Here is a 12591-nt window from a genome sequence, read left to right as displayed (position 1 = left end):
TCCGGATCCAGATTGTTCTGCAGCATCCGCAACGCGGCCTCCTGCTGCCAGCCCAGAGCGCTCAGCTCCGTACCGCGCGGGGCCCGAACGGGGCGTGCGCCTTCCAACATGTTCTTCCTTTCGGTGACGGCCTCGCGGGGCCGTCGTGGGAGGGGGCGGGGGAACGGACGAGGGGTCAGACGAGGGGACCGGTGACGGCCTCGGCGGCGCTCAGGGCGCGGCCGGATGCGACGCACCGGACGGCCGCCTCGATCTCGGGAGCGAGGTAGCGGTCCGTGCCGGGTCCCGGCACGTCCCGGCGGAGCTCCGCGACGACGGCGGCCGTCGCCGGGGAGGGCGCCAGCGGTGCGCGCAGATCGAGGGCGCGGGCGGCCGTGAGGAGTTCCACCGCGATGACCCGCGTCAGACCGTCGATGGCGCGGCGCAGTTTGCGGGCCGCCGACCAGCCCATCGAGACGTGGTCCTCCTGCATGGCGCTGGAGGGGATGGAGTCGACGGAGGCGGGCGCGGCCAGCCGCTTGAGCTCCGAGACGATGGCGGCCTGCGTGTACTGGGCGATCATGTGGCCCGAGTCCACTCCGGGGTCGTCGGCGAGGAACGCGTTCAGACCGTGGTTGCGCGCCACGTCGAGGAAGCGGTCGGTGCGCCGCTCGGCGACGGAGGCGACGTCGGCGACGGAGATGGCGAGGAAGTCGAGGACGCAGGCGACCGGGGCCCCGTGGAAGTTCCCGTTGCTCTCCACCCGGCCGTCGGGGGTCACCACAGGGTTGTCGACGGCGCTCGCCAGCTCGCGCGACGCCACGAGCGCGGCATAGGCAGTGGTGTCGCGCGCGGCGCCGTGGACCTGCGGGGAGCAGCGCAGCGAGTACGCGTCCTGTACCCGGGTGCACTCGGGACCGCGGTGGCTCGCGACGATCGCCGACCCGGCGAGCAGGGCCCTCAGATTCGCGGCGCTGTCCGCCTGGCCGGGGTGGGGGCGCAGGGCCTGGAGATCGGCGGCGAAGACGGCGTCGGTGCCGAGCTGGCCCTCGACGCTCATGGCGGCGCCGATGTCCGCGGTGGCGAGCAGCCGGCGCAGGTCGTGGCAGGCCAGGATCAGCATGCCGAGCATGCCGTCCGTGCCGTTGATGAGCGCCAGGCCCTCCTTCTCGTGCAGCGTGACGGGCTCGATGCCGGCCGCGGCCAGCGCCTCGGCCGCGGGGCGCAGGACACCGTCGGCGTCGCGCACGTCGCCCTCGCCCATGACGGCGAGCGCACAGTGGGCGAGGGGAGCCAGGTCGCCGGAGCAGCCGAGAGAGCCGTACTCGTGCACGACCGGGGTGATGCCGGCGTTGAGCAGCGCGGCGTACGCCTGCGCGGTTTCCAGCCGGACACCGGTGCGGCCCGTCGCGAGAGTCGACAGGCGCAGCAGCATCAGTGCGCGGACGACCTCGCGCTCGACCTCGGGGCCGGTGCCGGCGGCGTGCGAGCGGACGAGGCTGCGCTGAAGCTGTGCGCGCAGCTCGGTGGGGATGTGCCGGGTGGCGAGGGCCCCGAAGCCGGTCGACACACCGTAGTGCGGGGTCGTGTCCCCGGCGAGGGCCTCGATCACCTTGCGGCTGTGGACGATCGCGTCCTGTGCCGCCGAGGACAGGGACACGGTCGCCCCATGACGGGCGACGGACACGACATCGTCGGCGGACAGCGCGCCGACGTCTACGAGAACATTTGCCATGCCTCCATGAAGCACGAGGTCACAGCGGTGCCACCATGGCCGACCGTGAGGTTGTGTCTGGTATCCAAGACATTGGGTCTGGTATCCCAGACGACATCAGGCGCGCATGGGGACGCCCTGCCGGCCGGGGCGCGGTAGCGTCGCGGCATGTCGATCGTTCCCGCCGCCGCGCAGGTGCTGGCCGTCCTGCGCTACCTCGCCCGGCAGGTCGGTCCGGTGCAGGCGGCGGCCATCAGCCGAGACGTGGGACTGCCCCGCTCGACGACGTACCACCTCCTCGACACGCTCGTGCGCGAGGGGTTCGTGGTGCACCTCGCCGACGAACGCCGCTACGGACTGGGTGTCAGCGCCTTCGAACTCGGTTCCGGCTACAGCCGCCAGGCCCCCTTCCAGCGGCTGGCCCGGGTGCCGCTGGCCGCGTTGGTCGACCGCACGGGACACAGCGCGCACCTCGCGGTCCTGCACGGCCGCGAGGTCATCTACGTCATCGAGGAACGGGCGCCGGGCCGGGCCCCGTTGGTGACGGAGGTGGGTGTCCGGCTGCCGGCGCACCTGACGGCCAGCGGCCGGGCGATGCTCGCCCGGCTCGCCCAGGCGCAGGTCCGGGCGCTGTTTCCGGACCCGTCAGCCTTCGTGATGCGCAACGAGGCCGGGCCCCGCTCCCTTTCGGCGCTGCGCGCCCTCCTGGTCGAGGTGCGGCGCCGGGGCTACGCGACGGAGGAGGGCGAGGTCACGCGGGGCTTCTCGTCGGTCGCCGCGCCCGTGCTCGACCACAGTGCCCATCCCATCGCGGGGGTGGCCGTGACGTTCCCGGCCGCCGAGGTGGACCCGGAGCAGCGCGGGCGCATCGCCGAACAGGTCGCGCGCACGGCTGCTGAGCTGAGCCGGCGGGTGGGCGGCGTACCGCCCCTGTGAAGAGGCTGTGAACGCACGCGAGTTGTCGTGTGCCCGTCCAAGTGTCGGCCTTGTGTGCGAGTGTGACGCCTCGGAATAGTGGGCGCCCCATCCTCCGTGTCCGGGCACCCCACGTGCCCGGGCGCGGCCCCCACAGGAGGTCATGTAGTGAAGCACCGGCGCATACCCAGGAGAAAAGCGGCAGTTGCGGGCGGCGCGGTCGTCGCCCTGGTCGCCGCGGCCGTCACTTTCCAGAGTGCGAACGCCAGTGACAGCACCGAGCAGTACGCCCTCAAGTCCCTGACGGCGCCGGCGGCGGGGACGCTCGCCCTCTCGCTGACGCAGGATCTGGGTGCCGACGGCGCCGGCGCCTACTACGACGCCGAGGCCAAGGCCCTCGTGGTGAACGTCGTCTCCGAGGACGCCGCGCAGACGGTGCGCGAGGCGGGCGGGAAGGCCCGGATCGTCGAGAACACGCTCGCCGAACTGACGGGCGCGCGGCAGACGCTGGCCGACAAGGCGCGTATCCCGGGCACCTCCTGGGCGACGGATCCGGTCACGAACAAGCTGGTGGTCACGGCGGACCGCACGGTCGAGGGCGCGGAGCTGACCAAGCTGCAGGAGGTCGTCGAGGGCCTCGGCGCCAAGGCCGAACTCAAGCGGACGAAGGGCGAGTTCAAGCCGTTCGTGGCCGGCGGCGACGCGATCCACTCGGGCGGCGGACGCTGCTCCCTCGGCTTCAACGTCGTCAAGGACGGCGAGCCGCACTTCATCACCGCCGGCCACTGCGGCCAGTCCGGCAGCGAGTGGTCGGACTCGGCGGGCGGCGCGGCCATCGGCACGATGGTCGACTCGCAGTTCCCGGGCAACGACTTCGCGTTGGTGAAGTACAACGGGGACACCGCGCACCCGAGCGAGGTCAACCTCTACAACGGCAGCGCGCAGGCCATCGCCAAGGCGGGTGACGCGACCGTCGGCATGCAGGTGCAGCGCAGCGGCTCCACGACGCAGGTCCACGACGGTGAGGTCACCGCGCTCGATGCGACCGTGAACTACGGCAACGGCGACATCGTCGAGGGCCTCATCCAGACCACGGTCTGCGCCGAGCCGGGCGACAGCGGCGGTTCGCTCTTCGCGGGCGACACGGCGATCGGTCTGACGTCGGGCGGCAGCGGTGACTGCTCGTCGGGAGGCGAGACGTTCTTCCAGCCGGTGACGGAGGCGCTGTCGACGTTCGGCGCGGAAATCGGCTGACCTTGGTGTGACCAGGGGCCCGGAGGCGCTGCCCCCGGGCCCCTCGCATGTGCCCGCCGCCCCACGCGGCCTCTCCTCGGGGCTGCGCCCCGGGCCCGCGTCCCGATCGCGCGGCGGGACCGGGAGTTTCCGCTGTCGGGCCGCTCGTCGGGGGCTGCCGGCTTCGGCCCCGGCGTCGCTGTGCCCGTGGCGGCTGTGCCCCGCGCCCCCGCGTCACGCTGTCATCCGCACCGCGTCGCCGCCCCGGGCGCTGCGTCCTCTGTCCTGGGCCTCGCGTCTCGAGCACCGGGAGTGGCATCGCCGGGCCGCCCGTCGGGGGCTGCCGGTCCTCGCACCCGTGGTGGCCTCCGGCGGTGGATCCCCGAACTCTGCGTTGCTGTGCCCCGGGCTGCGTCCTCTGTCGCGGCCCCGGGTCGCTGTCGCACGGCGGGGCCGTAGTGTCCGCGCCTCCGCACCTGTGTGGTGGCCCGGTCGGTGGGCCCCGACCTCTGCGTTGCTGTGTGTCACCCGCATGCGTCGCTGTGCCCCGGGCTGCGTGCTCTGTCGCGGCCCCGGGTCGCTGTCGCACGGCGGGCCCGAAGTGTCCGCGCCTCCGCACCCGCGTGGTGGCCCCGCGCGGCCAGCGCCGAACCCCACGTCGTCTGTCATCCGCGCCCGCGTCATGCCTGCGTCGCTCTGGCCCGAGCCGCGCGTCCCCGGCATGGCCTGAAGTGCCCTCGTCGGGGCCGCACCGGCCCTCGGGCCGGCAGTCGATCGCCCCGCGCGAAGCGCGGTGGCGGTCCGCGCCCGGCAGGGTGCAGGGCCATGGGGTCCGGGGCGGAGCCCCGGTTCGGGAAGGGGCGGGGTGGGGGAAAGCTCCCGCCCCCGCCGACAGCACCCCCCCGGCCCCGCCGCGCCGCTCCCCCTGGAAGCGCGTGTTCGAGCCCGCGGCCGCTGCCGGGAGAGCCCTCGACGGGGGCCCGTCGTCTGCCCGGCCCACGGCCCAGCGCTCCGCGGGACCCGGTGTTCCCGCAGGTGGGACGCGGTCAAGCGGCTGATGGACGGCCCGGGGCGGACGCGAACGGCACACGCCCCACGATCATCGTACGAGTGTTCGAAATTTGGTCTATGGTGGAAAGGACAGGGGAGGTGAGACGGGCTGATCCAGGAGGTGCGGATGCCGGGCTTCACGCATCTGCACACCGTTTCCGGGTTCTCCGTGCGATACGGGGCCTCCCACCCGGAGCGGCTTGCCGAGTGCGCTGCCGAGCGGGGCATGGACGCCCTCGCGCTGACGGACCGCGACACCCTCGCGGGGACGGTCCGCTTCGCCGAGGCGTGCTCCGGCGCGGGCGTACGGCCGCTGTTCGGTGTGGACCTCGCGGTGGGGGAGCGCGAACACCGGGAGGGACCCGCCGAACGCCGCCGCACACCGGTCCGCGGAGGCGCGTTCATCGACGAATCCGCGCCTCGGACCGTCTTCCTCGCCCGCTCCCGCCAGGGCTGGGCCGACCTGTGCCGGATGATCACCGCCGCCCATGCGGCCGACCGGGAGAGCCCGCTGCTGCCGTGGCACGACAACCACGGCGACGGGCTGACCGTGCTCCTCGGCCCCTCCTCCGAGGTCGGACGCGCGCTCGCCGCCGGCCGCCCCGACCGCGCCGCCGGGCTGCTTGCCCCCTGGCGGGAGCGGTACGGCGACCGGCTGTGCCTGGAGGTCGTCCACCACGGCCGTACCGGCACCGGCCCCGGCTCGCTGCGGCACGCCGCCCGTACCCTCGGCCTCGCCGCCGACCAGGGCGTACGGGCCGTGCTGACCAACGCCGTCCGGTACGCGGACCCCGGCCTCGGCCCGGTCGCCGACGTCCTCGACTCGGCCCGCCGGCTCGTGCCCGTGGACCCGCGCAAAGAACTCGACAGCGGTGAGCGCTGGCTCAAGGACCCGGCCGCCATGGCCCGTGCCGCCGAGCTGGTCGCCGAGGCCGCCGGCTTCCGGCGCGACACCGCGCACCGGCTGCTCACGATGACCGAGGAGACGGCCGCGGCCTGCCTGGTCGACCCCGAGGACGACCTGGGGATCGGCAGCGTGCACTTCCCGGAGCCCCACCTCGTCGGCGCCGAACACCGCACCGCGCAGCGGGTGCTCGCCTCCCGTGCCGCGGCCGGCATGGTGCTGCGCGGCTACGAGGGCCGGCGCGCCTACTGGGAGCGGATGCACCACGAGCTGGACATCATCGCCCACCACGGATTCGCCTCCTACTTCCTGACCGTCGCGCAGGTGGTCGACGACGTGAAGCGGATGGGCGTCCGGGTGGCCGCGCGCGGCTCCGGGGCCGGGTCCCTCGTCAACCACCTCATCGGCATCGCGCACGCCGATCCGGTCGAGCACGGGCTGCTGATGGAGCGCTTCCTGTCCAAGCGCCGCCGGGTGCTGCCCGACATCGACATCGACGTCGAGTCCGCCCGCCGCCTCGACGTCTACCGCGCGATCATCGGCCGCTTCGGCGAGGAGCGGGTCGCGACCGTCGCCATGCCCGAGACCTACCGGGTGCGCCACGCCGTACGGGACGTGGGCGCGGCCCTGTCGATGGACCCGGCCGAGATCGACCGGATCGCCAAGTCCTTCCCGCACATCCGGGCCCGCGACGCGCGTGCCGCGCTCGACGAGCTGCCCGAACTCCAGCCGGTCGCCATGGAGTTGAAGCGGCGCGGACGGCTGTGGGAGCTGGTCGAGGCGCTGGACGCCCTGCCGCGCGGTGTCGCCATGCACCCGTGCGGTGTGCTGCTCTCCGACTCCTCCCTGCTCGCCCGCACCCCCGTGGTGCCCACGAGCGGCGAGGGCTTCCCCATGTCGCAGTTCGACAAGGACGACGTGGAGAGGCTCGGGCTGCTCAAACTCGACGTCCTCGGCGTGCGGATGCAGTCGGCGATGGCGCACGCGGTCGCCGAGGTGCGCCGGGTCTCGGGGGAGGAGGTCGATCTCGACTCCCTGCCGCCCGGGGATCCGGGCGCGTACCGCCTGATCAGGTCCACCGAGACGCTGGGCTGCTTCCAGATCGAGTCCCCGGGCCAGCGCGACCTGGTCGGGCGCCTGCAGCCGGAGAACTTCCACGACCTGGTCGTGGACATCTCGCTGTTCCGGCCGGGGCCGGTCGCGGCGGACATGGTCCGGCCGTTCATCGAGGCCCGGCACGGCCGCGCGCCCGTCCGCTACCCGCATCCCGATCTGGAGGGGCCGCTGAAGGAGACGTACGGGGTGGTCGTCTTCCACGAGCAGATCATCGAGATCGTGAACATCATGACCGGCTGCGGCCGGGACGAGGCCGACCGGGTGCGGCGCGGGCTCTCCGATCCCGAGTCGCAGGGCAGGATCAAGGTCTGGTTCGCGCAGCGCGCCGGGGCGAAGGGGTACGGGCCCGACGTGGTCGCCCGCACCTGGGAGATCGTCGAGGCGTTCGGCTCGTACGGCTTCTGCAAGGCGCACGCGGTCGCCTTCGCGGTGCCCACGTACCAGTCGGCCTGGCTCAAGGCGCACCACCCGGCGGCCTTCTTCGCCGGACTGCTCACGCACGACCCCGGGATGTACCCGAAGCGGCTGCTGCTGGCGGACGCGCGGCGGCGCGGGGTGCCCGTGCTGCCGTTGGACGTCAACCGGTCGGGCGCCGCCCATCGAATCGAACTGGTGTCTGGCGATGAGGGCGGCGAGGGGTCCGGGAGGTGGGGCCTGCGGCTCGCCCTCGGGGACGTCCACGGCATCAGCGAGGCCGAGAAGTCACGCATCGAGGCCGGGCAGCCCTACTCCTCGCTCCTGGACTTCTGGCAGCGCGCCCGTCCCGGCCGGCCCGTCGCCGAACGGCTCGCCCAGGTCGGCGCCCTCGACGCCTTCGGCGCCAACCGCCGGGACCTGCTGCTGCACCTCGCCGAACTCCACCGCGGCGGACGCAAAGCGGCGTCGTACGGCAGTCAGCTCCCGCTCGACCAGGGGAGGAAGACCGCTTCCGTCGGCCTGCCCGATCTCGGTGACGCGGAACGCCTCAGCGCCGAGCTGGGCGTGCTCGGCATGGACGCCTCCCGTCACCTGATGGAGGATCACCGCGCCTTCCTGGCCGAGCTGGGCGTGCTCTCCGCACAGCGGCTGCGCGGTGCGCGGCACGGCCAGACGGTGCTGGTCGCGGGCGCCAAGGCGGCCACCCAGACGCCGCCGATCCGGTCCGGCAAGCGGGTCATCTTCACCACGCTCGACGACGGCACCGGCCTGGTCGACCTCGCCTTCTTCGACGACAGCCACGCCGCCTGCGCCCACACCGTCTTCCACTCCTGGCTGCTGCTGGTGCGCGGAGTGGTGCAGCGGCGCGGACCGCGCAGCCTCAGCGTGGTGGGCGCGGCCGCCTGGAACCTGGCCGAACTGGCGGAGCTGCGCAGCACCGGCGGCCTCGACGCGGTCGCGGCCCGGCTGGCGGCCCCGGCCGCGCACCCGGACGGCGACGCCGCGGGCGGCCGCCGGATCCAGCTGCCGACGGGCTACGAGATGAACCCGTGGGCCGATCTGCGGCCGGCCGGTGACACGGCCGCCACCGGAAGGAAGCTGTGGCACCAGAGCCCGGGGAGCGCCGGATGATCCTCTACGTACGTTTCCTGCTGCCCCCGGCGTCCGAGGAGGCCGGGGCCGAGGCGATGCTGCCCGACCTGCTCGGGGTGGCCGGGGACATCAGTCCTGTCGTCCAGGCGCTGCCGCCCGACGCCGCGCTCGTCGACGTCCGGGGCGCGGAACGGTACTTCGGCCGGGACACGGCCGAGCTCGCCTCCCTGCTGCGGGTGCGGGCGCTGGCGCACTGCGGGGTGGACTGCGTCATCGGCGCCGGCCCCGGCCCGATGCTCGCCCGGATGGCGGCGCGGGAGGCCGTGCCCGGTACGACCCTGGTGGTGGCGCGGGACGAGACCGCCGCCTTCCTGGCGGACAAGCCGGTCGCCGCGCTCGACGGCGTCGGGCGCGCGACGGCCCGCACCCTGTCCGCCTACGGTCTCGACTCCGCCGGACGCGTCGCCGACGCGCCGATCGCCGTGGTCCAGCGGATCCTGGGCGCGCGGGCCGGCCGTGAGGTGTGGGAGCGGGCACGCGGCATCGACCGCACGACGGTCGTCCCGGACGCCCTCTCCTCTTCGGTCGCCGCAGAACGGAGCTTCCCCTTCGACGAGTTGGACCGGACGCAGCACCGCAGGGCGCTGCTCTCGCTCGCCGAGGAGCTCGGCACGCGGATGCGCGGCGAGCACGAGGTGTGCCGCTCCCTGACCCTCACCGTGCGCTACGCCGACCGGTCCACGACCGTCCGTACCCGTACCCTGTGCGAGCCGACCGCCCACTCCGCGGCACTCACCGGCGCCGCGTACGCCCTGTACGCGTCGCTCGCACTGCAGCGGGCCCGGGTGCGCGGGCTGTCGCTGCGCGCCGAGGGTCTGATGCCGGCCGAACGCGCCACCCGGCAGCTGTCGTTCGACCCGGCCGACGAACGGGCGCGCCGGATCGAGGCCGTGGCTGACCAGGCACGCGCCAGGTTCGGTCCGAGGGCGGTCCTGCCGGGGTCGCTGGCCGCATAGGTCACCGGCCGCCAGGGCGCGGCAGCGGTGCAGGCGGCGGGGGCGCGCGGCCCGGGCTGCTGTTGACGAAGAGTCAGTCTTTACCGGCACGTCACTTCCCCGTGCGGTTACCGATCCGTAGGTTGTTGTGTGCACGGCAAGCACATTCAGCCATCGCAACTCCCTTGAGCCGCAAGGAGACCGATCGATGCTGCCTTGGAAACGTGCGCTCCGACCACTGTCAGCCTTCCTGCTGGCCGTCGCCGTCGCTCTCGTCCCCACTGCCACCGCAACCGCCGCCACCACCGCCACCGCCCCCACCAGTGGCTGGAACGACGACACCTGCAAGCCCTCCGCCGCCCATCCCCGCCCCGTCGTCCTCGTCCACGGAACCCTCGGCAACTCCGTCGACAACTGGCTCGCCCTCGCGCCGTACCTGGTGAAGCGCGGCTACTGCGTCTTCTCCCTCGACTACGGGCAGCTCCCCGGCGTGCCCTTCTTTCACGGCCTCGGTCCCATCGACAAGTCGGCGGAGCAACTCGACGCCTATGTCGACCGGGTCCTCGCCGCCACCGGCGCCACCGAGGCCGACATCGTCGGCCACTCCCAGGGCGGCATGATGCCGCGCTACTACCTCAAGTACCTGGGCGGCGCGGACAAGGTGAACGCCCTCGTCGGCATCGCGCCGAGCAACCACGGCACCACCCCGGGCGGGCTCACCAAGCTCCTGCCGTACTTCCCGGGCGCCGCCGACCTCCTGAGCGAGCACACCCCCGCACTCGCCGACCAGGTCGCCGGATCGGCCTTCCTCACCAAGCTCAACGCGGGCGGCGACACCGTGCCCGGCGTGCGCTACACGGTCATCGCCACCCGCTACGACCAGGTCGTCACGCCCTACGGGTCGCAGTACCTCAGCGGGCCGAACGTCCGCAACGTCCTGCTCCAGGACCTGTGTCCCTTCGACCTGTCCGAGCACGTCGCGATCGGCGTGTTCGACCTGATCGCCTACCACGAGGTGGCGAACGCCCTCGACCCCGCGCACGCCAAGCCCACCACCTGCGCCTCCGTCTTCGGCTGACCAACGGACGAGGCGGCCGTCCGCTCGCGCGAGCGGACGGCCGCCTCGGGCCTCAGGGCGTGTCAGCGGCTGTGGCGTCCGCCCGACGCCGCCGGCCGGCGGCGGCCCAGCCCGAACAGCGCCGTGGCGCCGACGGCGAGAGCTGCGGCGCCGCCGATCGCGATGTACGGGGTGCTGCTGTCGCCACCGGTCTCGGCGAGGTTCTCGCCCGGCGGCTGCGGGGCGGCGGAGGGCGTACCGGCGCCCTTGGCCTCGGGGGCGTTGTCGGCGGGTTCGGGCGACGGCGCCGCGTCGCGCTTCCCGGCGGACGCCGCCGCATGTGCCGCCTCCGCGTGGTCGTCACCGCCGTGACCGCCGTGGTCCACCGTCGACTTGGCCGCGCCCTGCGCGATCTCCCGGTCCGAGGGCGCGGAGGCGGCCGGCGCGGGAACACCGCCGTTGTCCTTGCCGAACACCACGTCGGAGCACGTGTAGAACGCCTCCGGGGAGTCCGAGCGCTGCCAGATCGAGTAGACCAGGTGCCGTCCCGACCGGTTCGGCACGACGCCGCCGAAGACGTACGCGCCGTTCTCCAGCTTCGGGTTCGTGACCTTCGCGAACGGCTTCTCCTCCAGGTCGGACCACGTCAGCGGCTTCGTCGGGTCGTAGCCGTCCTTCGTCAGGTACAGCTCGAAGGTGCCCTTGTGCGGAGCGGTCGCCTTGTACCGGAAGGTGTGGTTCCCGGAGGCGAGCGGCGAGGAGGGCCAGTCGGCGCGGGGCAGGTCGAGCCCCTTGTACTTGTCGCGGCCCGCGCTGCACAGCTCGCCGTCCGGTATCAGCTGCCGGTGGTTGCCCGCGGCGTTGGCGATGTTGACCTCGTTCCAGTCGTAGAACGCCTGCGTCCCGCTCGCCGCGACCGCCGCCTTGCACGCCTGCGACACCGGACTCTCCGGCCCCTCGGCGAAACAGGCGGACACCCGGCTGACCGGATCCGTCATCGATCCGTGGGCGGCTGCCGGGGCGGCGGCCAGTCCCGCCAGCGCGACCGAGGCGAGACCGAGTGCGGCGACCGTGGCGGCCCTGCGGCGAGCGGTCATGGTGACGTTCTCCTTCGAATGGCGGCGGAGGCGTGAGGGGCGGGGCCCGGCTCGAACGGGCGGTGCGGCCCCCCGTAGGACTACGGCGCCGACTGCGCGAACCGGCCCCGGCGATCAGCAAGCTAGCCCCTGAGCACCGCGAAATCGCCTGCTGGGAGCGGGGAAAGGCGATCCTTATGCTGCCTTTAAGGTGACGCTAAGAGGGGGCTCAGAAAGCCGCGTTCCGACGCGCGACTGCGCTCTGGGGAAGCAGGAGCGTCTCGCCCGTGTCGCCCGGTGTGGAGCGAGCGACGCGGAATCCCACGTCGTCGATCCGGAAGGTCGGGTGACTGCGCCTGCGCACCGACGCCCGGCAGCTCCAGTGCTCGTCGGCCCATCCACCACCACGCAGCACCCGGTAGGTGCCGTACACCTCGGCGTCGTAGACGTCCCAGCACCAGTCCCACACGTTGCCCAGCATGTCGTACAGGCCCCAGGCGTTGGGCTGCTTGCCGCCGACGGAATGGATCCGCCCGTCGGAGTTGCCTTGGTACCAGGCGACCTCGTCGAGCCGGCCGTACCGCGGGCCAGTGGTACCCGCACGACAGGCGTGCTCCCATTCGGCCTCGGTCGGCAGCCGATACCCGTCTGCCGAAGTGTCCCATTCGGCCGTCTCGGCGTCGGAGCACAGGTGATACGCGGGCGTCAGCCCCTCGCGCCGGGACAAGGCGTTGCAGAACTGGACCGCGTCCCACCACGAAACACCCTCAACCGGGAATCGCTCGCCTCGGGCGCTGCTCGGCCGCCGGCCTGTGATTCGCGCGTACCAGGACTGAGTGACGGGGAACGCCGACATCTCGAACGGCGCGACCTCGGCCGGCCAACTGCTCTGCGTCCGCCGGTCCGACAGCGTCACCCGTCCCGACGGGACGGCAACCATCTCGCTTTCTGCCACCGCGTCCACAGCGGGCCACCCTACCGGCGCCCCCCGCTCCACCGATCTCTCGGAGGGGATCCGGGAGGCGGCGGAGTCGCTGTCGCTC

At 73.2% G+C, this 12591-nt stretch carries 8 protein-coding genes; 5 read left to right on the top strand and 3 right to left on the bottom strand.

The genetic code is table 11. From position 1 onward, the window contains the following. Window positions 1-175: 175 nt before the first annotated feature. Window positions 176-1714: a histidine ammonia-lyase gene (gene hutH / locus AB0K02_RS29575; protein WP_365995631.1), complete on the bottom strand. Its 1539-nt coding sequence runs from the start codon at window positions 1712-1714 to the stop codon at window positions 176-178. Between the two features lie 147 nt (window positions 1715-1861). On the opposite strand from hutH, the gene AB0K02_RS29570 reads away from it, so the two are divergent. The 5 genes from AB0K02_RS29570 (at window position 1862) to AB0K02_RS29550 (ending at window position 10493) form a co-directional block, all read left to right on the top strand. Continuing rightward, window positions 1862-2629 carry an IclR family transcriptional regulator gene (locus AB0K02_RS29570; protein WP_365995629.1) on the top strand — a complete coding sequence of 256 codons (768 nt, stop codon included), beginning with the start codon at window positions 1862-1864 and terminating at the stop codon, window positions 2627-2629. 147 nt (window positions 2630-2776) lie between these two features. After that, window positions 2777-3862, top strand: a complete 1086-nt coding sequence (locus tag AB0K02_RS29565) for a S1 family peptidase (RefSeq protein WP_365995628.1) — start codon at window positions 2777-2779, stop codon at window positions 3860-3862. 1156 nt (window positions 3863-5018) lie between these two features. After that, entirely contained in the window at window positions 5019-8459 is a 3441-nt protein-coding gene (locus tag AB0K02_RS29560) for a DNA polymerase III subunit alpha (RefSeq protein ID WP_365995627.1), read from the top strand. Further along, window positions 8456-9436: a hypothetical protein gene (locus tag AB0K02_RS29555; RefSeq protein WP_365995626.1), complete on the top strand. Its 981-nt coding sequence runs from the start codon at window positions 8456-8458 to the stop codon at window positions 9434-9436. The genes AB0K02_RS29560 and AB0K02_RS29555 overlap by 4 nt, the downstream gene beginning before the upstream one ends. 187 nt (window positions 9437-9623) lie before the next feature. Beyond that, complete coding sequence (locus AB0K02_RS29550) at window positions 9624-10493, top strand: alpha/beta fold hydrolase (RefSeq protein WP_365995625.1); 870 nt, start codon at window positions 9624-9626, stop codon at window positions 10491-10493. 62 nt (window positions 10494-10555) lie between these two features. Here the strand turns inward: AB0K02_RS29550 and AB0K02_RS29545 are convergent, their stop codons facing one another. Both AB0K02_RS29545 and AB0K02_RS29540 read right to left on the bottom strand, forming a co-directional pair. Then, on the bottom strand, window positions 10556-11569 hold the full coding sequence (locus AB0K02_RS29545) for a lytic polysaccharide monooxygenase (protein ID WP_365995624.1): 1014 nt from the start codon (window positions 11567-11569) through the stop codon (window positions 10556-10558). Window positions 11570-11777: 208 nt separating this feature from the next. Beyond that, a complete protein-coding gene (locus tag AB0K02_RS29540; RefSeq protein ID WP_365995623.1) occupies window positions 11778-12512 on the bottom strand; it encodes a formylglycine-generating enzyme family protein in 735 nt (244 codons plus the stop codon). Between the last annotated feature and the right edge of the window lie 79 nt (window positions 12513-12591).

Origin of the sequence: Streptomyces sp. NPDC049597 (assembly GCF_040675505.1) — a bacterium.
GTDB lineage: Bacteria > Actinomycetota > Actinomycetes > Streptomycetales > Streptomycetaceae > Streptomyces.
This window is presented reverse-complemented; position numbering and strand designations above follow the sequence as displayed.